This window comes from Streptomyces sp. NPDC045899, from assembly GCF_056431485.1.
On record NZ_JBWKKP010000013.1, the window covers coordinates 139,450 to 163,669 of the forward strand.

Consider the following 24,220-nt stretch of genomic DNA (forward strand, 5'->3'; position numbering starts at 1 on the left):
CCCAGAGTAAATAGGAGAAGCGCCGCAGTGGGTACTGCCCAGTGAAACCATAGTGTCTTCCTCAATTCAGTCGTCCCAATTCAGAGGTTCACGCCAGTCAGCATCTGTGAGCGAACCATCACCGCGCGGCTTCAGTTCCACCTTTCCGTATTCTCCCACGATGACCTTTCCTTGGTTTTCGATGCTGCCGCTCGGCTTATTTCTGTCGTCGTCATAGTCCCAGTAGCCGCTGTGTCCCTCGGTGTCAGTCCGTATTTGGTTGGCCCCGAAGATATCGTCACTCGGGTCTATTCTTGACACCCCGCCCCCGTGGAAGAAGCGGCCCGTAGCGTTTACTGCGTTGTCGCCTTTGGCGTGCTCGTTCCATACGTGACCCTTGGCTACATCCAGGTCCGCTGCGTTGTCGACACGGGATCCAGGGCTGCCAGCGAATACGATGTCGTCCACATCGAGGTCGCCCTCTTTAGCGGCAACGCCTATTACCGTGGTTCCGTAAGAATGCGCGACAGCAGTGATGTGGCTGTCGGAACCTGATTTGTTTGCGGCGTTGATGCCATCGATGAACTGATTATATGCACCACCCGAGTTGTCCGCATATTTTTGCTGGGTGGCATTGGGGATTTCCGGTGGTGCATCGTAGCCCACCCACGTAATGGTGGATACTTTCTGATCGGTCATCGGCTGGGATGTTTTCCACAAATTTATCCCACGGTTGATGTCCCCATTGCTGTTGCCGAGCGAAGCTCCGGTTCCAGGTGTGTAGACCGCGATATGGTCTGCGGTGTCCGGATTTCCATTAGCTAAGGCAAATCGCTCCCTTTCGGGATCGAATCCGAGGAGATATGCTTTGGGTAGGCCATCTTCGCCCGTTCTGTCGAAGCGCTTCTCGATGGAATCCATGCCGTCCAGGGCGGCCTTGAGGTGCGCCCTCTTTCGTTCGTATTTATGATGCCACTCAAGCCATTTATCGCTGTACTTCATGCCGCCGTCGGGGGTGCCGCTGCGGACGAATTTGGGCTTGGGCTCCCCGGGCGTGTTCTGGTATTGGGTGGCGAACTCCGCCCGCTTCTCCGCGAGGAGGGTACGGTTTGCCTCGTCCCGGATCTCCGCCGGAAGGCCATCCAACTTACCTACACTCGCCGGATGCATGGAGACGTAATCGGCTCTCTCCTGCTCGGATAGTCCCTTCCACCAGTCCGCGTTCAATTTTGGATCCCCGTTCTCGGGGGGTGGTGGGATCTCGTCCAGATAGTCCTTCGCGCCGTGGCGAACGCTGCCCGTGTCCTTCTTCGCGTCAGCCCAGTCCTCAGCGGCGACGACCATGTCGTCGTCAGCCTTCAGCCTGCGCAGCTTGGGCGCCCACTTCTCGTCGGCCTGCGTGGCCTCGTGGACGGCTTGGGCGATGCGGTCGGCAATGGCGACCGCGCGGCCGTACTTGGGGTTGTCGTGATGGTTCGACGCCTGGCGCTTCAGCGCATCGGCCGTGTCGTTCGCATCTCCGGCCGGGTCGATCGGGTCATGGGTGGCCTTCCCGCTGGCGGTGCCCTTGACGGTGCCCCCCTCGGGGACCTTGCCATCGACCTTGTCGCCGGCCGCCGGGTAGCTCACCGAACCGTCGGATGCCACGCTGAACTGTTCGGCCTCGGCATCTGCGAGGGCGGCGTCGAGCTTGTCCTTGGCTGTCCGCAGGTCGTAGGCCAGCGAGTTGAGGGCAGTGGTGATGAGCGCGCACTCGACCTGGGTGTAGTGGAAGTTGCCCGACAACTTCCGGAGTTGCTCTACGGCAGTGTCAACGGCGTCGCCCTCGAGTGACTTCCGCATGCCCGCGGTCACCTGTTGCTCGATGTTGTCCTTGGCTTGGCTGGCCATGTCGCTGACGGTTCGATAGCCACGAGCGGCGTCCTCGAACTCAGACGGCTTGAGAGATTTGAGAGTCGAGTAGTCCACGGTTCCGCGTCACCGGCCCCGGCTCTCGCCACCGGCGGGCTTCGTGTCCTTGTACAGGTCGTCCAGCTGATTGAACGCGTGTTCGGTGGCGAGGTCGTTCTTGTAGTGATGGTCCCCGGCCTTCTCGAGCCGGTCCTGGAAGGTGCCGCACTTTCCGCTCACACCTTTCAGGTAGCGCTTCCAGGAGCGGTAGAGCTCCCGCTGTGCCGCCGCGCTCTCGATCCCACCGCCGGTCTTGCTGTCCGCGCCTAAGCCTGTCTGTTCCTCTCCCAGCTTCGTCACCGCGGTTCTGATGTTCCCCCGAAGCTCACCGACGCCGCTGCCCGCGGCCGCCCAGCCGTTCTTGCTGGACCGTAGGTTCCTCGATCCGCCGTTGCTACCCCAGTTGGGCTTGTCGTCGGCGCTCGCGAGGCTCATCCCGGCCGCGCCGGATGCCTCGCGCTTCATCTGGGCCCACTCCGCGTCGAACGTCGACATCTGCTCCCATTCCCCCTGCGTCTCACGACCCACAGTGACGTGCAAAGGGCTCAGTGTAGGGAACGGACGGGAGGGTTCCATGAGTATCCGTACTCAGTTGTCCCTCAACGGCGGGGTCGCAGGCTGGACTCCTGCGGTGTCGTGATTGCCCGGTGGGCTGTTCGGCCTGTGTCAGCACCGCGTTGTATATGAGCACGACGAAGGGCCCGGCTCCTGGGAGCCGGGCCCTTCGTCTACGCGCGGTAGCGGTGGGATTTGAACCCACGGAGGAGTTGCCCCCTCACACGCTTTCGAGGCGTGCTCCTTAGGCCGCTCGGACACGCTACCGAGGGAGAGCCTAGCGGACGGGTGGCCGGGAACCGAAATCGGTTCCGGGTGGGGTGGGGGCGAGGGGGGTCAGGAGGCGCGGAAGAAGGCGGTGAGCGGGGCCGCGCAGTCGGCGGGGAGGACCTCGGCGATCACCTCGGGGCGGTGGTTGAGGCGGCGGTCGCGGACGACGTCCCAGAGGGAGCCGACCGCACCGGCCTTCTCGTCCGCCGCGCCGTAGACCAGGCGGTCCACACGGGACAGGACGATCGCGCCCGCGCACATGGTGCACGGTTCCAGGGTCACCACCAGGGTGCAGCCGGTCAGCCGCCAGCCGCCGAGGAGGCGGGCGGCGGCGCGGAGGGCGAGGACCTCGGCGTGGGCCGTGGGGTCGCCGTGGGCCTCGCGCTCATTGCGGCCGCGGCCGAGCACCGAGCCGTCCGGGCCCAGCACGACGGCGCCGACCGGCACGTCCCCCGTTTCCGGGGCCCGTACGGCCTCCTCCAGCGCGAGGCGCATCGGGGCGCGCCAGGGTTCGCGCAGGGGGTCGGGGTCGGAACCCGGTGGGGTGCCGGTCAGCGGATCGGTCATGACACCAGTGTGGGCGACGGGACGGGACGGGCGGGGAGCGCGGTCAGCGCACCGCCTCCAGCCCCTCCATGCTGCAGCCCAGCATGTCGGCGATCGATTCGAGCGCGTCCCCCTCCAGGGCCTTCAGCTCCTTCTCCTCCATGCCGAGGTCGGCCAGGATGTCGCCGTCGCCGAGCGGGCCCACCGGAACGGGCGCGTCGGAGTCGGCGTCTTCGTCGTCCCGGTCCGGCTCGCCGTCCTCGGTGCCGTCGAGGTCGACGAGGCTGTCCAGGTCGTCGTCGGGGTCACGGCCGAGCAGCTCGTCGGTGAGCATCGAACCGTAGGAGGTGCGGGCGGCCGCGGCCGCGTCGGATACATAGATGTGCGGGTCGTCCTCGCCGTCCACGCGGACGACGCCGAACCACGCGTCTTCGTGCTCGAGGAAGGCCAGAACCGTGTCGTCGTCCTTGGAGGCTCCACGGGCCAGCTCGATCAGATCGGTCAGGGTCTCCACATCGTCGAGCTCTGTGTCGCTCGCTTCCCACCCTTCTGCGGTGCGCGCGAGCAATGCGGCGAAGTACACCGTGACTCTCCCACTGGTCATAGGCGTGCCGGGGCGGGCGGGACAGTGTCCCGCCCCAATCGGAATCGTGGCAGAAACCATCGCTTCGCGAGAGGTCTTCCGCGCTGCGTCGTGCACCAGTCCAAAGAGATGTCGCTCACGCGGGCCGGGGGTGGACCGGCCCGGAGGCCGCCTCCGGCGGGGCGCGAGCGGTCATCCCGGCTTCACCAGCCGAAGGTCCGCATGTGTATCGCCTGGCGCATGCGGGCCGAGCGGGTCCGCTGCGGGCGGACCCGGTTCCTTATCGCCCGGGCCTCGTTGAGCGCCCGCAGGAAGCGGTCGCGGCGGCGGCGCCGTTCGGCGGCGCTCTCCTTTTCCCGGTCTGCCATGGGTTCAGATCACCCCTCGGGCCGAGTCGTCGCCCGGATGGCAACCGGACGCTCCTGCCCACTTTCCCCCGAATCGGCGGTTTGATGCCTCCGTCGCGACACACCGCCCCCGCGGCGGCCGTCCGCCGAGGGCGATCGGAACGGTCGCCGGGGGCGGCGGGGGCCCGCGGCTCGGTTAGTGTCGATGCCATGCGGATCCACGTCGTCGACCACCCGCTGGTGGCGCACAAACTCACCACGCTGCGCGACAAGCGCACCGATTCCCCCACCTTCCGGCGGCTCGCCGACGAGCTGGTGACCCTGCTCGCGTACGAGGGCACGCGCGATGTGCGCACCGAGCCGGTCGACATCGAGACCCCGGTGACACCCACGACCGGGGTGAAGCTGTCCCATCCGCGCCCGCTGGTGGTGCCGATCCTGCGGGCCGGTCTGGGCATGCTCGACGGCATGATGCGGCTGCTGCCGACGGCCGAGGTCGGCTTCCTCGGCATGGTCCGGGACGAGGAGACGCTCACGGCGTCCACCTACTCCACCCGGATGCCCAGCGACCTCTCCGGCCGTCAGGTCTACGTCGTGGACCCGATGCTCGCCACGGGCGGGACCCTGGTCGCGGCGATCAAGGAACTGATGTCGCGGGGCGCGGACGACGTGACCGCGCTGTGTCTGCTGGCCGCGCCGGAGGGCGTGAAGGTCATGGAGCGCGAGCTGGCGGGCGCGCCGGTGCGGGTGGTCACCTCGTCCCTCGACGAGGGGCTCAACGAGAACGGCTACATCGTCCCGGGGCTCGGCGACGCGGGCGACCGGATGTACGGGGCCGCGAGCTAGGACGGTCCCGCGGGCCAGGCGGCGCCGCGCGTCAGGACGGCGCCGGGCGCGGAGCGGGCGGCCGGAGCCGCCCCGCCGTCAGCGGCACGGTGAACCCGAGGGCGCCGGCTCGGGCTTGGCCAGTGCGGCCAGGGCCTTGTCGGCGTCCTTCTGCTTCACCAGGTCCTTGAAACCGGAGCCGATGATCAGGTCGACGTCCTTGCCCTTGCGCGCGTCGTTCTTGGTCTCGGTCCCGGTCAGCTGGGTGCCGAGCACGGTGAACGCGCCCTTGGCGGCGCCCGGGGCGCCGAGCAGCATCCCGGGGGACTTGACCTTCTTGTCGTACTCGGACGGGGCGTTGCCCACCTTGCCGATCTTGAAGCCGCGCTTCTTTAGCTCGTCCGCGGTGTCCTTGGCGAGACCGGAGCGCTTGGTCGCGTTGTAGACGTTGACGGTGATGTCGGCGGGCTTCGGCGGCGCGGCGGCGGTACGGCCGGTCCGCGGGTTCTCGTCGTGACGCTGGTCGCGCTTGCAGTCCGCGGTGCCCTTCGCGGTGCGCACGGTGGTGTCGTCGCCGCCCGAGAAGACATCGATGAGCTGGAGCGTTCCCCAGCCGACCAGACTGAGTGCCACCACCGAGCCCAGGGCGGCGAACACCAGCCGCCGACGGCCGCGCGGTCGACTCATACGCGGGTAGCGGTCGCCCGTGATGCGGTACTTGCCGCCCATCCCGGGTGGGGTCAGCATGCTCATGTGCGCAGCGTAGTGCGGCCTGGTGGCAATGCCTACTAAATGATCAATGGTTGGTACCCAGGCCAACCCGAAAGGGCCAACAGGGGGCGCGACGGAAGGCGGCGGGGGCGGGGTCAGCCCAGCTCGAGGACGCGCGCGTGCAGGACCTGGCGCTGCTGGAGGGCGGCGCGGACCGCGCGGTGCAGCCCGTCCTCCAGATAGAGGTCGCCTTCCCACTTCACGACATGGGCGAAGAGGTCGCCGTAGAAGGTCGAGTCCTCCGCGAGCAGCGTCTCCAGGTCGAGCTGCTGCTTCGTCGTGACCAGTTGGTCAAGGCGTACCGGGCGTGGGGCGACATCCGCCCACTGGCGGGTGCTTTCCCGGCCGTGGTCGGGATAGGGCCGACCGTTTCCGATGCGCTTGAAGATCACACGGAAAGCCTACCGGGCGAGCGGCTCCCGGCGCAGCCAAGGCGCCGGAGTGCCGGGGTGCGGCCCGTTCCCGTCGGAGAGGAAAACGGGAGAAAATATCTCCAAAAGGGACTATGCAGTCAGGGGGGTCAGGAGTAACGTGAATATCAGCCTGCGGGGCGAGCGAGGGAGCTCGACCGGAGAGACGTTCAGGACAGAGGACCTTGGTTCTCCGGAACGTCTTCTAGATGGTCTGGCTGAGAGGCCTGAAGGTCGGGGAGACCGGAAGGCGACCTCCACTACCTGATACGGACAATGCCGCCGAAGGAAGCCCACCTCGCAGGTTCCGCCATGCCCGGCCCCGGACGCGCCCGCCGTGTCCGCTTGCGCCGGGCTTCGCCACGTCCAAGCATGGCCGCATGCGCTGTCTGGTCACCGGAGCCACCGGCTACATCGGCGGACGGCTGGTGCCCGAGCTGCTGGCCGCCGGCCATGAGGTGCGCTGTCTCGCCCGCTCGCCCGAGAAGCTGCGGGACCATCCGTGGACCCCTGAGGTGGAGACCGTCCGTGGTGACGTCACCGACGGGGCGTCGCTGGACGCGGCCATGGAGGGCGTGGACATCGCCTACTACCTGGTGCACGCGCTCGGCACCGGCTCCGGGTTCGAGGAGACCGACCGCCGCGCGGCCCGGACCTTCGGGACCCGGGCCCGTGCCGCCGGGGTCCGGCGGATCGTCTATCTCGGCGGGCTGACCCCGGTCGGAGTCCCTGAGCGGGAGCTCTCCCCGCATCTGCGCTCCCGCGCCGAGGTGGGTCGGGTGCTGCTGGACTCCGGGGTGCCGACCGCCGTGCTGCGCGCCGGCGTGATCATCGGCTCCGGTTCGGCCTCGTTCGAGATGCTGCGCTACCTCTCCGAACGGCTGCCCGTGATGGTGACGCCGAGCTGGGTGCGCACCCGCACCCAGCCGATCGCCGTCCGCGATGTGCTGCGACTGCTCGTGGGGTGCGCGACGCTGCCGGAGGAGGTGCACCGCACCTTCGACATCGGCGGTCCCGAGGTGCTCACCTACCGGGACATGATGCTGCGGTACGCGGCCGTCGCCGGGCTGCGCCGGCGGATCATCCTGCCGGTCCCGGTGCTCACCCCCCGGCTCTCCAGCCTGTGGGTCGGCCTGGTCACACCGGTGCCGAACGCCATCGCCCGCCCGCTGGTGGAGTCGCTGCGGCACGAAGTGGTCTGCACGGAGCGGGATATCGCGCGGTACGTCCCCGACCGGCCGGGCGGCCGGATCGGACTGGACCGGGCGCTGGAACTGGCGCTGCGCCGGATCCGTGACGCGGACGTGGCCACCCGCTGGTCCTCCGCCGCCACGCCGGGCGCGCCCAGCGATCCGCTGCCGACCGACCCGGACTGGGCGGGCGGCAGCCTCTACACCGACGACCGCGCCCGGCCGGTGGCCGCCACCCCGCAGAACGTGTGGCGCGTGGTGGAGGGCATCGGCGGGGAGAACGGCTGGTACTCGCTGCCGGTGGCCTGGGCGCTGCGCGGCTGGATCGACACGCTGATGGGCGGGGTCGGGCTGCGCCGGGGCCGCCGGGACGCGACCCGGCTGCGGGTCGGCGACAGCCTCGACTTCTGGCGGGTGGAGGAGGTCCGGCCGCCGCGGCTGCTCAGGCTGCGGGCCGAGATGCGGCTGCCGGGGCTGGCCTGGCTGGAGATGCGGGTGGAACGGGATCCGGCGGGCGGCGCGGTCTACCGGCAGCGCGCGTTGTTCCACCCGCGCGGGCTGGCCGGGCATCTGTACTGGTGGGGCGTCTGGCCCTGGCATGCGCTGGTCTTCGGCGGCATGGCCCGCAACATCGCCGCCAAGGCGGAAGCGGACGGGCACGGGCACGGGCCCGGGGACGGCACGGCCGCGGGCCGCTGACGCGAGGCCCCGGCGGGTGCCCGGCCGGTGCCGCCGCCCGTCGTACGTGCGGCCGGGACGCGCCCGTCGACGTGTGTCCGACTCCGGCGGGCCCCGCGGGCCCTCGGCGTGCGCCGTCGCCCCGCAGCCGTCCGCGCTGCCCGGTGCCGCCGTCGCTCCGTCAGGCGTCCCTTCCGCGGAGGCCGTCGAAGGCCACCGGGAGGTGGCGGGGGCCGCGCAGGACCGCGTTGCGGCGGTACTCCGGGGGGTCTTCCAGCAGACGGGGGTTGTCCAGGCGGCGGGCCAGTTCGGTCAGGGCGAGCTGGGCCTCGAGCCGGGCCAGCGGGGCGCCGAAGCAGCTGTGGATACCGCTGCCGAAACCCAGGTGCTGGTTGTCCTTGCGCCGCGGATCGAACCGGTCCGGCTCCATGAAGCGCTGCGGGTCACGGTTGCCGGAGGCCAGGACGAGCCAGACCGACGCTCCCTTGGGGATGGTGACGCCCGCGATGTCGATGTCCGCGAGCGGGGTGCGCTGGGGCAGCAGCTGCACCGGGGGTTCGTACCGCAGCAGCTCCTCCACCAGCGGCACGGCCAGATGGGGGCGTTCGCGCAACTGCTTGAGGACATCGGGGTTGCGCAGCAGCGTCAGCATCCCGTTGGTGATCAGGTTGACCGTGGTCTCGTGGCCCGCGACCAGCAGCAGCGCCGCGGTGCTCAGCAGCTCCGCCTGGGTCATCTGCCCGTCCGGACCGTGTCCGGCGGCCAGCGCGGAGAGCATGTCGTCGCCGGGGGCGCGGCGGCGCTCCTCGATCAGTTCGGCGAGGTAGAGCCCGAGTTCGCTGCGGGCCTGCTGGGTGACGCGGCGGCGTTCGGCGGCGTCCTCGTCCGGGTCGGGGTCCAGACTGGCCGCGAGGGTCTCGGCCCAGTGGTGGAAGCGTTGCTCGTCCTCGCGCGGTACGCCGAGCAATCGGCAGATCACGGTGACCGGGAAGGGGTACGAGAAGTCGTCGACCAGGTCGATCCGGTCGCGGTCGGCGAACTCGTCGACCAGTTCGCCGATGATGCGGGAGAGCTCCCCGCGCATCGCGTGGATCCGGCGCGGGGTGTGAGGCGGGCCGAAGGGGGTCATCGCCAGCCGCCGCAGCCGGTCGTGCTCGGGCGGGTCGAGCCGCAGGAAGGCGGGCGGCAGCGCGGGGTCCTCCTCGTCGGCGAGGTTCTCGACGGCCTGCGGGCCCAGGTTGCGCGCGTCGGAGCTGAGCCGCGGATCGTGCAGCAGCCCGTGGATCTCCCAGTAGGTGCTGACGATGTACGGGCCCTCCTCGTCGTGCAGCACCGGCGTCTTGCGCAGCTCGGCGTAGACGGGGTACGGATCGGCGCGGTTGGCGTAGTCGGTGATCTTCCGCAGCATCGAGCCTTGCGTCATGGCTGAGGTCCTTCGATCATCGGGCTCGGGTCAGGCCCGCGCGGGAGTGAAGGTGATCCGTCGGTCGGTGGGCGAGTAGCCGCTGAGCGTGACGGTCGGCCCGTGGGTGGGCAGTGAGGGGTCGGGGAAGTCGGCCGGGACCGGGCGGAGTCCTTCGGCGCGGCGGTCCACGGTGGTCCCCGGCGGCGGGAAGGGGGCCGCGGTCTCGATCAGCCCCTGGTAGTGCTCCAGCCATTTGGTCTGGTCGAAGGTGACCGCGGCGATGACCCGGCCCTGGTAGCCGTAGACACCGGTGAAGCGGTGTTCGGCGAGCGAACCCTGGGCGATCAGGACCTCGTCGCCGAGGGACGGCACCCCGACCGATTTGATGCTCACCCCGAACTGTGAGGACCAGAAGGCCGGGACCCATACGTGGGGCCGCCGGTCGGCGCTGGCGTTGATCATGTTGTGGGCGGCGGTCTCGGCCTGGGCGACCGCGTTGCCCCAGTGCTCCAGCGACAGGAACTGGTAGTTGAAGAGGGGATGCGGCGACCGGGCCACGTCCCCGGCCACGAAGATGTCGTCGGTGACGATGCCCCGGATGTCGAACGCGCGGCACCCCGCGTCACAGGCGATGCCCCGGGGCCCGGCGCCCAGTCCGGACCCGGCCAGCCACTCGGTGTTGCGGGTGGCGCCGAGCGAGACCACCGCCACGTCCACGTCCAGGGTGGTGCCGTCGGACAGATGGGCCCGGCGCAGCCGCCCCGCCGAGTCGCCCTCCAGACCGGTGACCATCACCCCGCAGCGCAGATCCACCCCGTGGGCCCGCTGGAGGTCGGCGGCGACCTGGGCGACCACCCCGCCGAGCGCGCCGACCAGCGGCGCCGGACCGCGTTCGGCGACGGTCACCTCCAGCCCCAGCTCACGGCAGGCGGAGGCGATCTCCGAACCGGTGAACCCCGCGCCGATGACCAGCACCCGCCGTGGCACCGCCGTCAGCCGCCGGTTGAGCGTGACGGCGTCCTGGCGGGTGCGGAGCACGAACACGCCGTCGAGTTCGGCCTCCAGCGGATGCGGCCAGGGCCGGGCCCGCACCCCGGTGGTGATCATCAGCCGGTCGTAGGGCACCTCGGTGCCGTCGGCCAGCCGTACCCGGCGGGCCGTCATGTCGAGACCGGTGGCGGCCACTCCGAGGCGCCACTCGGCGTCCAGCTCGCGGCGGCGGGGCAGTGCGGTGCGGTCCGCGTCGGCCTTGCCCAGCAGTACCTGTTTGGACAGCGGCGGCCGGTCGTAGGGCTCGTGGGGCTCGTCGCCGATCAGGGTGAGGGAGCCGGTGAACCCCTCCTCGCGCAGGGCTTCCGCGGCGCGCAGTCCAGCCAGCGAAGCGCCCACGATCACGATCCGCCCCGAGCGGCGCAGCGCCTCCAGCGACCCGTTACCGGACACCGGTCGTCACCGTCCGCGCGGAGAGCCCGTCCACACCGTCGACGTCCAGCCCCTCGGCCATGATGGCCTGCACCGGACATGCCGCCACCGCGCGCGCGACGTTCTCCCGCTGAGTGTCGTCGGCGTACGGGTTGTAGAGCAGCGCCTCGTCGCCGTGCAGGGTGAACACATCGGGAGCGAGGAAGGCGCACTGCGCGTATCCCTGACAGCGGTTGAGATCGACGACAATCCTCATCCGGGCCCTGCCCTTCCCACAGCTCGGGCCGTCGGCGCCGTCCCGCGTCCCCTCGGCGGTCGGCCCCGGCAGCGGGACGCCCCCCTGCGGCCCAGCATGGGCGACCGGGCGGGGGCCCGCGCGCACAGCCGGGCCAAAGGGGTGGGTGCGGGCCCGGTGGGGCCGGTGAGCGCTCAGTACGATGTATCGCCGCCCGGTGGGGTGGCGGGCGGCACGGCGCCGCGGGAAGGAGACGGTGTGACGGACCAGGACCGGACCGGTGGGTCCGGCCGGCCCCGGCGCCCCCGTCGACGCGGCCAGGGCGAGCTGGAGGCGCAGGTGCTCGGGGCGCTGCGCCGGGCGCCCGGGCCGGTGACCGCTGCCTGGGTGCAGGAGCGGCTGGAGGGCGGACTCGCCTACACCACGGTGATGACCATCCTGTCCCGGCTGCACGCCAAGCAGGCCGTGACGCGGGAGCGCGCGGGCCGGTCGTTCGTCTGGCGGGCCGCCTCGGACGAGGCGGGGCTCGCGGCGCTGCGGATGCGGCGGGTGCTGGACGGCCAGGACGACCGGGGGGCGGTGCTCGCCAGCTTCGTGACGGGGCTGAGCGACGACGACGAGCGGCTGTTGCGCGAGCTGCTGAACGACGCCGCGGAGGAGCCGGAGGAGGGCTGAGCGATGGGCGTCGTCGTCTTCCTCCCGCTGGTCCTGCCGCTGTCGGCGCTGCCGATCGCCCGGCTGGCCGGACAGCATTTCCACCCGCGCACCGCCACCCGGCTGCTGTCCGGATCGCGGCCGTGGGCACCGCCGCGTCCGCGCTGTTCCTCGTGCCGCACGCGGCGACCCCGCCGCAAAGGGGGTCCGCCGACGGCTTGCGACGCCGGACGGGTCAGGGCCGCTACAGGTCGAACTCGGCCGGAGGCAGGTCCAGGGCGAAGCAAGCCTCGCGGACCACGGCCTGCTCGGTCTTGTCGAAGTCACCGTCGGCACCGCCGATGACGATGCCGATCTGGATGACGGCGCGGGCCTCGGCGGGCTTCTTCCGCGCCTTGGCGACCTCTTGGAGCACACTGACCTTGCCGGAGTCGAAGTCGGCGACCAGCTTGTCCAGATACTCGTCGAAGCGCCGCTGGAGGTCGTCGGCGGGGAAGTTCTGGAGCACCTCGTTGGTGGCGATCAGCTGGGCCACGCGCTGCCGTTCGACCGGGTCGACCGAACCGTCCGCCGCGGCCACCAGCGCGCACATCGCCATGCCGGCGTCGCGGAACGCTCCGCTCTTCACGTCGTTCTTCTTGGCGAGCAGCTGAGTCTGCATCGTCTGGGCGGAGTCCTTGATGCGGTCCCACAGGGCCATAACCACTCCATCGGAGGTCGTCGGTCGGACGTCAGTATCTACAGTTCTGTAGATCTACAGCACTGTAGAAGCTAACAGACCGGCAGACACCGGGACGCCGCCGCGCAAGCCGGTACGCAAGAGGTGAGCCATTCCGGTCGCGGCCGGAACCGCGCCACTAGGGTCCATGGAATGGCTCACTCCGCATCTTTACGGTCCGGACGCCGAGACCGTGACGCGTTCTTCGACAACGCCAAGTACGCGGCGATCGTGCTGGTGGCGATGGGACACGCATGGGAGCCGCTGCGGAGCGGCAGCAGAGCCGCGGCCGCGCTCTACCTCACCGTCTACGCCTTCCACATGCCCGCCTTCATCCTCATCTCCGGCTACTTCTCCCGGAGTTTCGACGCCCGTCCGGACCGGCTGCGGCGCCTGATCACCGGGGTCGCCGTTCCGTACGTCCTCTTCGAGGCCGCGTACAGCCTCTTCAAACGCTGGGCGGACGACGATCCGGCCCATCCGGTCAGCCTGCTCGACCCCTGGTATCTGACCTGGTTCCTGATCGCGCTGTTCGTCTGGCGGCTGACCACCCCGCTGTGGCGGATCGCCCGCCACCCGCTGCCCCTGGCCCTCACCGTCGCCGTGCTCGCCGCCTGTTCCCCCGCCATCGGCGATGACCTCGATCTGCAACGCGTGTTCCAGTTCCTGCCGTTCTTCGTGCTCGGACTCCAACTGGAGCCGCGGCACTTCCGGATGGTGCGGCGGAGCACGGTGCGGTGGCTGTCGCTGCCGGTGCTGGCCGGAGCGGTGGTCTTCGCCTACTGGGCGGCGCCGCGGATGAACCCGGCCTGGCTCTACCGCCGTGACAGCGCCCAGGAACTCGGCGCGCCCTGGTGGAGCGGTGCGGTGATGACCCTCGCGCTCTTCGGCTGCTCGCTCCTGCTGACCGTGTGCTTCCTGGCCTGGGTGCCCGGCCGCCGGATGTGGTGCACCGCGCTGGGCGCGGGGACGCTGTACGGCTATCTGCTGCACGGATTCCTGGCCAAGGGCTCCCGCTTCTGGGGCTGGTACGACCACCCCTGGGTGTACCGTCCCCTGGGCGCGGTGGCGGTGACGGCGCTGGCGGCGGCCGTGGTGACGGCGCTGTGCGCACCGCCGGTGCGGCGGCTGTTCCGGTGCGCGATGGAGCCGCGGATGGAGTGGGCCTTCCGGTCCGCCTCCCCGGAGCCCGCACCGGGGAGGCCACCTGTCCTGGAGAAGCCACCCGTCCTGGAGGCGTCGTCCACCCGCGAGCGGAACGGGACAACAGGCCGAAAACCACCGGCCGTTCATGTGACTAATGAGGCTGTCGGATAGCCGGTCGGGGCCCCGGGTAGGGCGCAGCCGTTCCGCCCGGGCCCCGTACGGTCCCGGACATCCCCGCACGGAGAGGTGCCGGCCCCGCAGTGACACAGCCCTTTCGACTCCCCGACTTCTACCTGCCGTACCCGGCGCGGCTGAACCCCCATGTGCGGGAGGCACGGGAGCACTCCACCCGGTGGGCCCGCGAGATGGGCATGCTGGAGGGATCCGGCGTCTGGGAGCAGCGGGACCTCGACGCGCATGACTACGCCCTGCTGTGCGCCTACACCCACCCCGACTGCTCCGCCGCGGACCTGTCCCTGGTGACCGACTGGTACGTGTGGGTCTTCTTCTTCGACGACCACTTCCTGGAGACCTTCAAGCGCTCGCAGGACCGCGCGGGCGGCAAGGCGTATCTGGACCGGCTGCCCGCCTTCATGCCGATGGACGCCACCGCGGACACTCCCGAGCCCGTCAACCCGGTCGAGGCGGGCCTCGCCGACCTGTGGGCGCGCACGGTGCCCGCCATGTCGCGGGAGTGGCGGGCGCGGTTCCGGGAGTCGACGGAGAACCTGCTCGACGAATCGCTCTGGGAGCTGTCCAACATCAACGCGGACCGGATCCCCAATCCGGTCGAGTACATCGAGATGCGCCGCAAGGTCGGCGGCGCGCCCTGGTCGGCCGGGCTCGTGGAGTACGCGGCGCGCGCCGAGGTCCCCGCGGCCGTCGCGGGGACCCGGCCGCTGCGGGTGCTGCGGGACGCCTTCTCCGACGGTGTCCACCTGCGCAACGACCTCTTCTCCTACCAGCGGGAGATCGAGGACGAGGGTGAGCTGAGCAATGGCGTGCTGGTGCTGGAGACCTTCCTCGGCTGTTCCACCCAGCAGGCCGCCGACGCCGTCAACGATCTGCTGACCTCACGGCTCCAGCAGTTCGAGCACACCGCGCTCACCGAACTCGGCCCGCTCTTCGCCGCACACGGGGTGGACACGGAGGGCCGCGCCCGTGTCCTGGCCTATGTGAAGGGGCTCCAGGACTGGCAGTCCGGCGGCCATGAATGGCATCTGCGCTCCAGCCGCTACATGAACGGCGGCGGGGCGGGGCCGGTGTCCGCGGCCCGTGGCCCGTTCGGGCTGAGCGGGATCGGCGGCGGCGGTCTGGGGACCTCGGCGGCCGATCTGCGGCTGACCACCGGGCGGGCCGAGGCGGCGCGCGGCCGCGGCTTCGCCCACGTCCCGTTCCAGAAGGTCGGACCGTCCCGGATCCCCGACCTCCCCATGCCGTTCACCCTGCGGCTCAGTCCGCATCTGAACGGGGCGCGGCGGCAGCTGGCCGAATGGGCGCACCGGATGGGCATCCTCCAGCCGCAGCCCGGGATCCCCGGGTCGTACGTCTGGGACGAGCGCCGGCTGCTCGCCGCCGACCTCCCGCTGTGCGCGGCGGGGATCCATCCGGACGGTTCGCCCGAGGAGGTCGCCCTCACCTCCCTCTGGCTGGCTTGGGGCACCTACGCGGACGACTACTACCCGGCGGTCTTCGGCCGCACCCGTGACCTCGCCGGGGCGAAGGCGTGCAACGAGCGGCTGGGCGCCTTCATGCCGCTGGGCGCGGACACCACCCCGGCCCCGGCGAACGCGCTGGAGCGGGCGCTGGCGGACCTGTGGGGCCGAACCGCCGGGACCATGACGCGGACCGCGCGCCGCGCGTTCCGTGAGGCGGTCGAGGACATGACCGACAGCTGGCTGTGGGAGCTGGCCAACCAGGCGCAGAACCGGATCCCCGATCCGGTGGACTACATCGAGATGCGGCGGCGCACCTTCGGGGCGGACCTCTCGATGAGCCTGTGCCGCCTGGTCCAGGGGCACCGGCTGCCGGACGAGGTCCACCGCAGCGGCCCGGTCCGGTCCCTGGAGAACGCGGCCGTGGACTACGCGACCCTGCTCAACGACGTCTTCTCCTACCAGAAGGAGATCGAGGCCGAGGGCGAGGTGCACAACGGCGTCCTGGTGGTGCAGAACTTCTTCGACTGCGACTACCCGGCCGGGCTCACCATCGTCCAGGACCTGCTGGCCTCCCGGATGCGGCAGTTCCAGCACGTCGTGGCCCGGGAACTGCCGGTGCTGTGCCAGGACTTCGGCCTGGGTCCGGAGCTCCGCACGGCCCTGGACGGCCATGTCCGGAACCTGCGCCACTGGATGACCGGGATCTTCAACTGGCACCAGGAGGTTTCGCGCTACCGGGACGAGGAGCTGCGCCACCGGCCCTCGCCACCGGCCGGGGGCGTGGTGGTGACCCCGTCCCGCTGGCACGGTCCGACGGGGCTGGGCACCGCGGCCGCGCGGATCCCGCTGGCGGCGGGAGCGCGCCGGTGACTCCGGCGGCCCGGCCGCCAGGCCCCGCGGTGCGGCCGCGACCCGGTGGCGGGCGGCCCTTGCCTGCCCGGGGCGAGGGGCGCAAGCTGGGGATATGGGTGCTCAGGCGGGCCCTACGCTCATCACCTCCGTACAGCGAGCCTTCCGCTTGATGGAAGCCGTGGGCGCACACGAGGGCGGTGCGCCGGCGAAACAGCTGGCACGTGAAGTGGGGCTGCCGCTGGCCACCACCTACCACCTGCTGCGGACCCTGGTGCACGACGGCTACGTCAACCGGCTGGACGACGGCGGTTTCGTGATCGGCGACAAGCTGCACTCCCTCCAGAGCGGTGCCCAGGACCAGGCGCTGCTGGGCAGGATCCGGCCCGCCCTCGCCGCCCTGCGCGATGAACTGTCGGCTGCCGTGTACCTCACCTTCTACGAGGACGGCGAGATCCGGGTCGCGGAGATCGCGGACGGGCCGCGGGCGCCGCGGGTCGATCTGTGGGTGGGGTTCGAGGACGCCGGGCACGCCACCGCGCTGGGCAAATGCGTGCTGCGCGAGCTGGACGACGAGGCCCGTCACGATTACCTCTCCCGCCATCAGCTCGCCGATCTCACCCCCCGGACCATCACCCGCCCCGCCGAGCTGTTGCGGCGGCTCGACGCCAGGCCGCAGCCCTCGCTGGTGGCCGATCTGGAGGAGTACGCGCTCGGCACGGTCTGCTTCGCGGTGCCGGTGTACAGCGGGGACCGGCTCGGTTCGCTCGGGATCTCCCTGCGGTCGGAGCGGGTCGCACCGCTCACCCACCGTGACGACGAGCGGCTGGAACGGGTCAGGCAGCGGCTGCTGCCCACTGCGGACCGGGTGAGCAGGAGCCTCTCGCTCACTATCTGAAAACGTGGCCCTTGCCGCGAGTATGGAATCGCTGTTTCTCTGGATGAACCGGACAAAAGCTGTCCGGCGTCCCCTGCCCAAGTCAAGCCCGAGTGGGAAAGAGAGCAGCGAAACAGGACATGATCCAGGCCCGATTCTTCTTGTCTGACCCGGACCGGCCCTACGCCCCCGCCCGTCTCTCCGGCGCGGTGCCCGTGCTGCTCATCTGTGCTGTCGCCCTGCTGGACGTCCTCACCGGTGCCGGGATCAGCTGGCTGCCGCTGCTGGCCGTCGGTCCGGCGCTGGCCGCCGCGGTCTGCGGACCGTGGGGGGTCCTGCGGATCGGGCTGCTCGCCGTGGCCGTCGGCGGATTCCTGATCGCCCCGACGGACATCCCGGTACGCGGCCGGGCGATCATGCTGATCGCGGTGGCCGCCGTGACCCTGGCGAGCTGTCTGGCCAGTCTGCTGCGGCAGCGCCGGGAACGGGTGCTGGCGGCCGTCCGCTCGGTCGCCGAGGCCGCCCAGAACGCCCTGCTCAAGCCGGTGCCCGCCCGGGTCGGCCAGTTCCAGGTGGCGGTCCGCTACAGCGCCGCCGCAGCGGAGGCCAGGGTCGGTGGCGATCTCTACGCGCTGGTCTCCAGCCCCTACGGGGTGCGGGTGATCGTCGGCGATGTCCGGGGGAAGGGACTGCCCGCGGTGTCCACCGCCGCCCTGGTGCTCGGTGTCTTCCGCGAGGCCGCCTATGACGAACCCGATCTGCTGGACGTGGTCGGCCGGATCGAACGCAGCCTGGCGCGCAACCTCGCCCCCGACGACTTCGTCACCGCCGTGGTCGCCGGATATCCGCGGTCCGGCCGGATGGAGATCGTCAACTGTGGTCACGCCCCGCCGCTGCTGGTCAACCGGTCCGGTGTGGTGGCCGTCGAGCCGGCCCGCCCGGCCCCGCCGCTGGGGCTGGGGTCCCTGGGCGGTGAGCTGCCCAGCCTCCAGCTGGTGCCGTTCGACGACGGGGACCAGATGCTGCTCTACACCGACGGGGTGATCGAGGCCCGGGACCACGGCCGGGAGTACTTCCCGCTGATGGAGCGGGTGCCGCGGCACCTCTGCGACGAACCGTCCCAGACCCTCGCCGCCCTCCACGGCGATCTGCTGGACCACGTGGGCGGACGGCTGCACGACGACGCGGCGCTGCTGCTGCTCCGCAAACCGGTCGCCGACGCGGTGCCCGCCCCCGCCGAGGCGCCGCTGAACTGAGCACCCGTGCCGGGACCGGGCCCTCAGCCCGTGCCCTGCCGGGGGAGCAGCCCGCGCTCCAGGGCGATGACCACGGCGCGGGTGCGGTCGTCGACGTCCAGCTTGGCGAAGATGCGCAGCAGATGGGTCTTCACCGTGGCCTCCGCGATGCACAGCCGCCGGCCGATGTCGGCGTTGGACAGTCCGTCGGCGACGGCGCCCAGGACCTCCAGCTCCCGTACGGTCAGCGCGGCCTGCGCCGGGCGGCGCATCCGGGCCACCAGCTTCTCCGCGACGCGCGGTGCGAGGACCGTCTCCCCGCGGGAGGCCGCGCGGATGGCGTCCACCAGCTGTTCGCGGGTGGTGTCCTTGAGGAGGTAGCCGATGGCACCGGCCTCGACCCCGCGCTCGATGTCGGCGTCCGTGTCGTACATGGTCAGGATGAGGACCCGGGTGCCCAGCCGCCGGGCGACGATCTCCGTGGTGGCGGCCACCCCGTCCAGGACCGGCATCCGCAGGTCGAGCAGAGCCACGTCGGGCCGGTGGCGTTCGACGAGTTCGATGGCGTGGGCACCGTCGCTCGCCTCGCCCACGATGTCGATCCCCGCGTCGGGACCCAGCAGCGCGATCACCCCGGCGCGCATCACCGCGTGGTCGTCCGCGACGACGACCGTGAGTCTGTCCGCTGTCACTTCACACCTCATCGATGAGCGGGATCATGGCGAGGAGACGGGTGCCGTCGCCGACGGAACTGGTGACCAGGAGGTCGCCGCCGAGTTCCGCGAGCCGTTTGCGCATCCCGTTCAGCCCGAACCCGCCCGCCCCGCCGGCGGCGAACCCCCGTCCGTCGTCGGTGACCTCCAGCTCGACCCGGTCGTCGTACGCGCTGAGCACCATGCCCACGGCCGACGCGTCCGCGTGCTTGCGCACATTGGCCAGCGACTCCTGGGCGCAGCGCAGCAAGGCGATCCGGGTGGGCTGGTCGCAGACCACGTCCGCGAGTTCGGCGGTCACCTCCAGACCGGTGTCCTCGGCGAACCGGTCCAGGGTGCGGCGCAGGGCATGGGCCGCCGGGCCCGCGGTCACCGTACGGCCCTGTCCCGAGGCCACCAGTTCCCGGGCCTCGGCGAGGTTCTCCCGGGCGGTGTTCTCGATCGAGCGCAACTGACGGCCGCTGCGGTCCGCTTCGCCGGACTCCAGTCCGGCCCGTGCCGCCTCGGCGAGGACCACGATGGAGGCGAAGCCCTGCGCGAGGGTGTCATGGATCTCTCGCGAGAGCCGTTCGCGTTCGTCCGCCGCCCCCTGCCGCTGGTGCGCGGCGGCCAGTTGTGCCTGGGTGCGTTCCAACTCGGCCAGCAGCCGGGCGCGTTCGTCGCTCTGTGCCACAACCGACCGGATCCACAGCCCGATCAGACAACTGGCCGTGAACACCACGGTGGTGGAGACGACGGTCGAGCCGAAGAACCGGGTGTCCCAGCCCTCCCGGAGCGAACTCCCGGCCACCGTCAGCGCGGAGGCGAGCCCGCTGAGGGCGATCGATGCCCGGGGAGTCCTGCCGAACATCCAGTAGTGCGGTACCGCCACGATGAACAGTGCCACATAGCCGCCGCGCAGATACGACAGCACGCCCAGGCCCAGGGTGAGCACCCACAGATAGGTGTGCGGACGCAGGATCCGGTTGCCGGGGAACCGCATCAGCAGCGTGTAGCAGAGTGCCAGGAGGAGTACGAGCACCAGCCACCACAGCCGGCGGCGGCCCGGTTCCCCCGTCACCGCGCTGATCAGGGCCACCGCCCCGAACAGCAGCCAGCCGACGGTGTTCCAGCGGTGCAGGGTCCGCAGCCAGAACGGATCGGTGGGCACCCCGAGAGCACCCCCGGCCGTGGCCGCGCCGGAGGTGCCGGACGCACCGGGCCGACCGGGGGTGTCACGTCCTGACCAGGGGAGCATGCGCGTCAATCTATCTCCGCGTAGCCGGGCGCGGCGGTCTTCGCGGCGGTCTGCGGGGCGGGCTCCGGGCCCTTCCGGGACAGCCGCGAGGGCCACCAACTCGCCCGGCCGAGCAGCATCATGGCCGAGGGGAGAATCATGATCCGGATGATGAAGGCATCCAGCAGCACGGCCGTGGCCAGGATGAACCCGATCTGCTTCATCTCGATCAGATGCAGCAGGACGAAGCTGGCGAACACCGTCACCATCACCACGGCGGCACTGGTCACCACACTCGCCGAACTGCGCAGTCCCTCCAGTACGGCGGTGCGGATGTCCGCCCCGCGCAGCGCCGCCTCCCGGATCCGGCTGACGACGAACACCTGGTAGTCCATCGAGAGCCCGAAGAGGATCACGAACAGGAACAGCGGCACCCTGGAGCCGATCGTCCCGGTCGAGGTGAAGCCGAGCAGCCCCTCCGCCCAGTCGCCCTGGAAGACCAGGACCAGCAGACCGAACGCGGCGGCCGCGGACAGCAGGTTGAGCGCCACCCCGAGCAGTCCGAGGACCACCGAGCGGAACGCCCACACCGTCATCCCGAAGGTGAGCACCAGCAGACAGCCGATCACCAGCGGGAGTTTGCCGTTCTGGTGGTCGAGGTAGTCGACGGCGCGCGGCACATCGCCGGTCACCGCCGCCTCGGCCCCGGCCACCGCCCCGACGGTGGAGGGCAGATAGTCCTCCCTGAGGTGGGTCAGCGAGTCCTGCGCCTGCCGTGAACCCCCGGAGTGCGGCACGGGCAGCTCCAGCACGCTGATCCGCCCGTCCGCCGAGGTACGCGGGGTCCCGCTGCCGCCGAACAGCGGGTCGGCGTCGGCGCGTCGGCCGAGGTCGGTCAGGGCCCGGCGGACGTCCACGGCACGGGCCGGATCGGCGCGCACCACGACCTGGTGGGTGACGCGGAGACCCGGGAACGTGTCATTGAGCCGGTCGTACGCCCGCATCGCGGGAACCTCGCGGGAGTGGGTGTCCCGGTCCATCACACCCAGGTGGAGATCGAGTGCGGGCAGCGCAAGACCGAGCATGACCAGCACCGAGAGACACAGCGTCCGGCGCGGGTGCCGGGTCGCGGGGCGCATCAGCGCGGCCCACCACCGGCCTTCGCCGGTGCGGGACGTCCGGCGCTCGCGGGTCCGCCCGCCCCGGGCCGCCTTCCGGGCCGCCCGGCGCTCCGCGCGCCTGCCGATCAGCATCAGCAGGGCGGGCAGGGCGGTCAGCGAACTGCCCACCGCGACCAGGACCACCAGGACGGTACTGGTGGCCAGCGAGGAGAAGATCACGTCGGAGGCCAGCCAGAGGGTCGCGGTGGAGGCGGCGACCGCGATCCCGGAGACCACGATGGCCCGGCCCGAGGTGGCGGCGGCCAGCTCGATCAGTGCCGCGGTGTCCAACCCGCCCCCGGAGCGGGTCCGTTCCTCCCGCTCCCGTTTGAGGAAGAAGAGCGTGTAGTCCACGCCGACCGCCATCCCGATCAGCAGGATCACATTGGTGCCCACCCCGGCGTCCGGGGAGAGGTGCGAGACCACCATGGACAGCCCCACGGACGCGGCGATCGAGGACAGCGCGAGCAGCAGCGGTACGCCCGCCATCACCACCGAGCCGAAGACGGCCAGCAGGGTGAGGAGGGTGAGGGGCACGGTGATCGTCTCGGACAGGGCGAGATCGCTGTCGCGCTGATCGTCGACTCCCTTGCCGATGGAGGGGCTTCCGGTCTCCTCGACCCGTAGTCCCGGATGGTCCCGCTGCACCTCCGCGGTCCGGGCCAGCAGGGCTTCGACATGCTCCTGGCTGTCGAGTTCCTCGCCCTTCATGGTGATGTCGACCCGCACCGCCCGGCCGTCCGCCGAACGGACCGGCGCGGCCACGTCCGTCACTTCGGGCAGCTTCCGCATCCGTTCGGTCACCTCGCGGGCGGCGGTGCCGGCCGCGGCGCGGTCCAGCGCACCGGAACGGGCGGTGATCAGGACGTGTTCCACGGGCTTGCGTTGCAGCTGTCCCCCGGCGGCCATCGCCTCGGCCCGGCCCGCCTCGCCGACCCGGTAGTCCTCGGTGGTGGCCTTGTTCGTGCCGAGGGCACTGCCCACACCGAGGCACAGCGCGACGAACAGCAGCCAGCCGGTGAGCATCCGCCAGGGGTACCGGGCACTCAGCCGGGCGGCCCGCACAGGGAGTTCTCTCATGGGATCGATCCTGGTCAGCGAGGGGGCACCGCTGACAGGCCCGGCCGGTTGAACTCGTTGTCCACCGGTCGGTGGACGGCGGCATGCCCACGCCGCGCTCGTCCTGCGGGGTCAGTGGAGTCCGCGCCTCCCCGGTGCCCAGAACGGCTTGAGCCCGATCGCGGACTTCGGCCAGCCGCGTTCACGTATCAGGTGGTCACGGACCATCCGGCAGCTCCGGGCCTCGCCCGCCAGATACGCGAACCCGGGCTCGGCGGGCAGTCCGAGCGCGGCGACCGCGTCGCGCAGGAGGGTGGACGAGGCGGCGGACGCGCCGTCGCGATGGACCCGGCGCAGCGGATCCGGAAGGTCCGGCATCGGGGGGTCGTGCTCGGGTCCCGCGCTCTCCAGCACGCCGTACACCCGGGCCGAGGGGCCGAGCGCGCGGAGCATCGGAGCGAACGCCACGCTCGCCGTCTCCTCCCCGGCGAACAGGTGGTACGGCGCCTCGCGCAGAACGAAGTCCCCCTGCGGCCACCAGAGCGTCACCGGGTCCCCGGGGGCGACCGTCCGCGCCCAGGACAGGCCGATGCCCTCACCGTCGTAGAGGTGGACCCGCAGTTCGAGGGTGCGCTCCCCGGGGTCGAACTCCCAGACGGTGTAGGTGCGCAGGGTCTCTCCCGGGCGCAGGATCCCGCCCATCGACAGGGGGTCGTTGATCTGGACGCGGACGTGCTGGCCCGGTGTCCAGGTGAACGGGACGGGGGCGTCGGCGCGCAGCAGGATCCGTCGCATGCTCGGGGTGACCGGCCCGGCCTGGGTGACCACCGTGTCCAGCGTGTACTTGGCCAGCGCTCCGGCCAGGGGATTGCGCCGCCCGCGGCGCGCGACCGGGTGATCGGCCATCTTCGCGACCTCTTCCTCTATTGCTTATAGAAGTTTCTAGAGCCATTAAGCAAACATAGATGCCTTAGAGTGTCAACGGCGTCCACTCGCCAACCCCACGGAGAGAAGGGCCGATTGGATGGCTGCGCAGACCGGAAGCCGACGGGAACGGCTCCGCCGGGCCACCCTCGAGGAGATCCGCACCGCCGCGCGCCTCCTGCTGACCTCCCACGGGTCCGAGGCGGTCACGATCAACGCCGTGGCGCGTGAGGTGGGGATGAGCGGACCCGCCCTCTACCACTACTTCTCCAGCCGGGAAGCCCTGGTGGGCGCGGTGACCGCGGACTTCTTCCAGGAACTCACCGAGCGGATGGAGACCGCCCGTGACGGTCACGCCGGCGGCCCGTCCAGCCAGCGGCTGCCGGCCATCTGCCGTGCGATGCGGGGCTGGGCGACCGAGCACCCCGCCGAGTTCGGCTGGATCTTCGCCAGCCCCATCCCGCCGTCCGACCGGCGGGAGGGCTCCGCACGCCACCGGGCCGGGCAGCGCTTCGAACGGGTGCTGCTCGACGAGGTGGCCGCCCTCTGGGAGGCCCGGCCCTTCCCCGTCCCCGCCCCCGGGGAGCTCGACCCCTCGCTGTACGAGCAGTTGGCCGCCTACGCGACATCGCTCGACGGACGGCTGCCGCCCGAGGCCGTCCACGTCTGTCTCACCTGCTGGTCCCGGCTCTACGGGCTGCTGTGCATGGAGGTCCTCCATCAACTGGACTTCGCCTACACCGATATGGAGCCGGTCTTCGAGGAGTGCCTGCGGGAGGTCTGTGAACAGCTGGGACTGCCGTACGCGCGGTAGCGCGGTGGCCGGAGTGCCGGCCCGTACGGGG

General features: G+C 70.8%; 23 protein-coding genes, 1 tRNA gene and 1 pseudogene. 9 read left to right on the forward strand and 16 right to left on the reverse strand.

Annotated features, from left to right (window positions below; genetic code table 11):
* Nucleotides 1-66: 66 nt before the first annotated feature.
* The 6 genes from AC07FT_RS20880 to AC07FT_RS20905 all read right to left on the reverse strand — a co-directional run bounded on the left by AC07FT_RS20880 (nucleotide 67) and on the right by AC07FT_RS20905 (nucleotide 4,251).
* Nucleotides 67-1,947: an alpha/beta hydrolase gene (locus AC07FT_RS20880; protein ID WP_479177550.1), complete on the reverse strand. Its 1,881-nt coding sequence runs from the start codon at nucleotides 1,945-1,947 to the stop codon at nucleotides 67-69.
* A gap of 9 nt (nucleotides 1,948-1,956) precedes the next feature.
* On the reverse strand, nucleotides 1,957-2,424 hold the full coding sequence (locus AC07FT_RS20885) for a hypothetical protein (protein ID WP_479177551.1): 468 nt from the start codon (nucleotides 2,422-2,424) through the stop codon (nucleotides 1,957-1,959).
* 240 nt (nucleotides 2,425-2,664) lie between these two features.
* A tRNA-Ser gene (locus AC07FT_RS20890) sits at nucleotides 2,665-2,751 on the reverse strand.
* Nucleotides 2,752-2,820: 69 nt separating this feature from the next.
* On the reverse strand, nucleotides 2,821-3,321 hold the full coding sequence (gene tadA / locus AC07FT_RS20895) for a tRNA adenosine(34) deaminase TadA (RefSeq protein ID WP_479177552.1): 501 nt from the start codon (nucleotides 3,319-3,321) through the stop codon (nucleotides 2,821-2,823).
* Nucleotides 3,322-3,364: 43 nt separating this feature from the next.
* Entirely contained in the window at nucleotides 3,365-3,883 is a 519-nt protein-coding gene (locus AC07FT_RS20900) for a tRNA adenosine deaminase-associated protein (RefSeq protein ID WP_479177553.1), read from the reverse strand.
* A 203-nt stretch (nucleotides 3,884-4,086) separates the two neighbouring features.
* Complete coding sequence (locus tag AC07FT_RS20905) at nucleotides 4,087-4,251, reverse strand: hypothetical protein (protein WP_432013859.1); 165 nt, start codon at nucleotides 4,249-4,251, stop codon at nucleotides 4,087-4,089.
* A gap of 189 nt (nucleotides 4,252-4,440) precedes the next feature.
* Here AC07FT_RS20905 and upp point away from each other — a divergent pair, with 189 nt between their 5' ends.
* Nucleotides 4,441-5,076, forward strand: coding sequence for a uracil phosphoribosyltransferase (gene upp, locus AC07FT_RS20910; RefSeq protein WP_471191679.1), 636 nt, complete (start codon nucleotides 4,441-4,443; stop codon nucleotides 5,074-5,076).
* 78 nt (nucleotides 5,077-5,154) lie between these two features.
* Here the strand turns inward: upp and AC07FT_RS20915 are convergent, their stop codons facing one another.
* Both AC07FT_RS20915 and AC07FT_RS20920 read right to left on the reverse strand, forming a co-directional pair.
* Nucleotides 5,155-5,808 carry a LytR C-terminal domain-containing protein gene (locus tag AC07FT_RS20915; RefSeq protein ID WP_479177554.1) on the reverse strand — a complete coding sequence of 218 codons (654 nt, stop codon included), beginning with the start codon at nucleotides 5,806-5,808 and terminating at the stop codon, nucleotides 5,155-5,157.
* A 113-nt stretch (nucleotides 5,809-5,921) separates the two neighbouring features.
* A complete protein-coding gene (locus AC07FT_RS20920) occupies nucleotides 5,922-6,218 on the reverse strand; it encodes a type II toxin-antitoxin system VapB family antitoxin (protein ID WP_030084955.1) in 297 nt (98 codons plus the stop codon).
* Nucleotides 6,219-6,616: 398 nt separating this feature from the next.
* On the opposite strand from AC07FT_RS20920, the gene AC07FT_RS20925 reads away from it, so the two are divergent.
* Nucleotides 6,617-8,125, forward strand: coding sequence for an SDR family oxidoreductase (locus AC07FT_RS20925; protein WP_479177555.1), 1,509 nt, complete (start codon nucleotides 6,617-6,619; stop codon nucleotides 8,123-8,125).
* A gap of 160 nt (nucleotides 8,126-8,285) precedes the next feature.
* Here the strand turns inward: AC07FT_RS20925 and AC07FT_RS20930 are convergent, their stop codons facing one another.
* The 3 genes from AC07FT_RS20930 to AC07FT_RS20940 are packed head-to-tail and all read right to left on the reverse strand — an operon-like array spanning nucleotide 8,286 to nucleotide 11,187.
* Nucleotides 8,286-9,527, reverse strand: coding sequence for a cytochrome P450 (locus AC07FT_RS20930; protein WP_479177556.1), 1,242 nt, complete (start codon nucleotides 9,525-9,527; stop codon nucleotides 8,286-8,288).
* A gap of 30 nt (nucleotides 9,528-9,557) precedes the next feature.
* Nucleotides 9,558-10,952, reverse strand: coding sequence for an NAD(P)/FAD-dependent oxidoreductase (locus AC07FT_RS20935; RefSeq protein WP_479177557.1), 1,395 nt, complete (start codon nucleotides 10,950-10,952; stop codon nucleotides 9,558-9,560).
* Nucleotides 10,942-11,187 (reverse strand): ferredoxin, encoded by a 246-nt coding sequence (locus AC07FT_RS20940; protein ID WP_479177558.1) that lies wholly within the window; start codon nucleotides 11,185-11,187, stop codon nucleotides 10,942-10,944. Before AC07FT_RS20940 ends, AC07FT_RS20935 begins: the two co-directional genes overlap by 11 nt.
* A gap of 237 nt (nucleotides 11,188-11,424) precedes the next feature.
* Here AC07FT_RS20940 and AC07FT_RS20945 point away from each other — a divergent pair, with 237 nt between their 5' ends.
* Together AC07FT_RS20945 and AC07FT_RS20950 are read left to right on the forward strand one after the other, a co-directional pair.
* Nucleotides 11,425-11,841 (forward strand): BlaI/MecI/CopY family transcriptional regulator, encoded by a 417-nt coding sequence (locus tag AC07FT_RS20945; RefSeq protein WP_479177559.1) that lies wholly within the window; start codon nucleotides 11,425-11,427, stop codon nucleotides 11,839-11,841.
* Nucleotides 11,842-11,844: 3 nt separating this feature from the next.
* Nucleotides 11,845-11,952, forward strand: a pseudogene (locus tag AC07FT_RS20950) (M56 family peptidase); the annotation flags it as partial.
* Nucleotides 11,953-12,064: 112 nt separating this feature from the next.
* Here the strand turns inward: AC07FT_RS20950 and AC07FT_RS20955 are convergent.
* A complete protein-coding gene (locus AC07FT_RS20955) occupies nucleotides 12,065-12,520 on the reverse strand; it encodes a tellurite resistance TerB family protein (protein WP_479177560.1) in 456 nt (151 codons plus the stop codon).
* A gap of 171 nt (nucleotides 12,521-12,691) precedes the next feature.
* On the opposite strand from AC07FT_RS20955, the gene AC07FT_RS20960 reads away from it, so the two are divergent.
* From AC07FT_RS20960 to AC07FT_RS20975, 4 genes are all read left to right on the forward strand, one after another.
* Nucleotides 12,692-13,855, forward strand: coding sequence for an acyltransferase family protein (locus AC07FT_RS20960; RefSeq protein ID WP_479177561.1), 1,164 nt, complete (start codon nucleotides 12,692-12,694; stop codon nucleotides 13,853-13,855).
* Nucleotides 13,856-13,944: 89 nt separating this feature from the next.
* Complete coding sequence (locus AC07FT_RS20965; RefSeq protein ID WP_479177562.1) at nucleotides 13,945-16,212, forward strand: terpene synthase family protein; 2,268 nt, start codon at nucleotides 13,945-13,947, stop codon at nucleotides 16,210-16,212.
* A 94-nt stretch (nucleotides 16,213-16,306) separates the two neighbouring features.
* Nucleotides 16,307-17,089, forward strand: a complete 783-nt coding sequence (locus AC07FT_RS20970; protein WP_479177563.1) for an IclR family transcriptional regulator — start codon at nucleotides 16,307-16,309, stop codon at nucleotides 17,087-17,089.
* Between the two features lie 119 nt (nucleotides 17,090-17,208).
* A complete protein-coding gene (locus AC07FT_RS20975; protein ID WP_479177564.1) occupies nucleotides 17,209-18,324 on the forward strand; it encodes a PP2C family protein-serine/threonine phosphatase in 1,116 nt (371 codons plus the stop codon).
* 23 nt (nucleotides 18,325-18,347) lie between these two features.
* Here the strand turns inward: AC07FT_RS20975 and AC07FT_RS20980 are convergent, their stop codons facing one another.
* The 4 genes from AC07FT_RS20980 to AC07FT_RS20995 all read right to left on the reverse strand — a co-directional run bounded on the left by AC07FT_RS20980 (nucleotide 18,348) and on the right by AC07FT_RS20995 (nucleotide 23,357).
* Nucleotides 18,348-19,007, reverse strand: a complete 660-nt coding sequence (locus AC07FT_RS20980; RefSeq protein ID WP_479177565.1) for a response regulator — start codon at nucleotides 19,005-19,007, stop codon at nucleotides 18,348-18,350.
* A complete protein-coding gene (locus tag AC07FT_RS20985) occupies nucleotides 18,997-20,253 on the reverse strand; it encodes a sensor histidine kinase (RefSeq protein WP_479177566.1) in 1,257 nt (418 codons plus the stop codon). The genes AC07FT_RS20980 and AC07FT_RS20985 overlap by 11 nt, the downstream gene beginning before the upstream one ends.
* Nucleotides 20,254-20,258: 5 nt before the next feature.
* Nucleotides 20,259-22,472 carry an MMPL family transporter gene (locus AC07FT_RS20990; protein ID WP_479177567.1) on the reverse strand — a complete coding sequence of 738 codons (2,214 nt, stop codon included), beginning with the start codon at nucleotides 22,470-22,472 and terminating at the stop codon, nucleotides 20,259-20,261.
* A gap of 111 nt (nucleotides 22,473-22,583) precedes the next feature.
* Nucleotides 22,584-23,357, reverse strand: coding sequence for a siderophore-interacting protein (locus AC07FT_RS20995; RefSeq protein ID WP_479177568.1), 774 nt, complete (start codon nucleotides 23,355-23,357; stop codon nucleotides 22,584-22,586).
* Between the two features lie 118 nt (nucleotides 23,358-23,475).
* Between AC07FT_RS20995 and AC07FT_RS21000 the strand changes: the two genes are divergently transcribed.
* Nucleotides 23,476-24,189: a TetR/AcrR family transcriptional regulator gene (locus AC07FT_RS21000; protein ID WP_479177569.1), complete on the forward strand. Its 714-nt coding sequence runs from the start codon at nucleotides 23,476-23,478 to the stop codon at nucleotides 24,187-24,189.
* Nucleotides 24,190-24,220 lie beyond the last annotated feature (31 nt).

Coding starts and splice junctions, on each gene's coding strand:
- AC07FT_RS20960 (WP_479177561.1), top strand. CDS start 12,692: ATGGCTCACTCCGCATCTTTACGGTCCGGACGCCGAGACCGTGACGCG.
- AC07FT_RS20975 (WP_479177564.1), top strand. CDS start 17,209: ATGATCCAGGCCCGATTCTTCTTGTCTGACCCGGACCGGCCCTACGCC.
- AC07FT_RS20930 (WP_479177556.1), bottom strand. CDS start 9,527: ATGACGCAAGGCTCGATGCTGCGGAAGATCACCGACTACGCCAACCGC.
- AC07FT_RS20980 (WP_479177565.1), bottom strand. CDS start 19,007: ATGAGGTGTGAAGTGACAGCGGACAGACTCACGGTCGTCGTCGCGGAC.
- AC07FT_RS20990 (WP_479177567.1), bottom strand. CDS start 22,472: ATGAGAGAACTCCCTGTGCGGGCCGCCCGGCTGAGTGCCCGGTACCCC.
- AC07FT_RS20955 (WP_479177560.1), bottom strand. CDS start 12,520: ATGGCCCTGTGGGACCGCATCAAGGACTCCGCCCAGACGATGCAGACT.
- AC07FT_RS20905 (WP_432013859.1), bottom strand. CDS start 4,251: ATGGCAGACCGGGAAAAGGAGAGCGCCGCCGAACGGCGCCGCCGCCGC.
- AC07FT_RS20925 (WP_479177555.1), top strand. CDS start 6,617: ATGCGCTGTCTGGTCACCGGAGCCACCGGCTACATCGGCGGACGGCTG.
- AC07FT_RS20915 (WP_479177554.1), bottom strand. CDS start 5,808: ATGAGCATGCTGACCCCACCCGGGATGGGCGGCAAGTACCGCATCACG.
- AC07FT_RS20970 (WP_479177563.1), top strand. CDS start 16,307: ATGGGTGCTCAGGCGGGCCCTACGCTCATCACCTCCGTACAGCGAGCC.
- AC07FT_RS20885 (WP_479177551.1), bottom strand. CDS start 2,424: ATGTCGACGTTCGACGCGGAGTGGGCCCAGATGAAGCGCGAGGCATCC.
- AC07FT_RS20995 (WP_479177568.1), bottom strand. CDS start 23,357: ATGGCCGATCACCCGGTCGCGCGCCGCGGGCGGCGCAATCCCCTGGCC.
- AC07FT_RS20985 (WP_479177566.1), bottom strand. CDS start 20,253: ATGCTCCCCTGGTCAGGACGTGACACCCCCGGTCGGCCCGGTGCGTCC.
- upp (WP_471191679.1), top strand. CDS start 4,441: ATGCGGATCCACGTCGTCGACCACCCGCTGGTGGCGCACAAACTCACC.
- AC07FT_RS21000 (WP_479177569.1), top strand. CDS start 23,476: ATGGCTGCGCAGACCGGAAGCCGACGGGAACGGCTCCGCCGGGCCACC.
- AC07FT_RS20940 (WP_479177558.1), bottom strand. CDS start 11,187: ATGAGGATTGTCGTCGATCTCAACCGCTGTCAGGGATACGCGCAGTGC.
- tadA (WP_479177552.1), bottom strand. CDS start 3,321: ATGACCGATCCGCTGACCGGCACCCCACCGGGTTCCGACCCCGACCCC.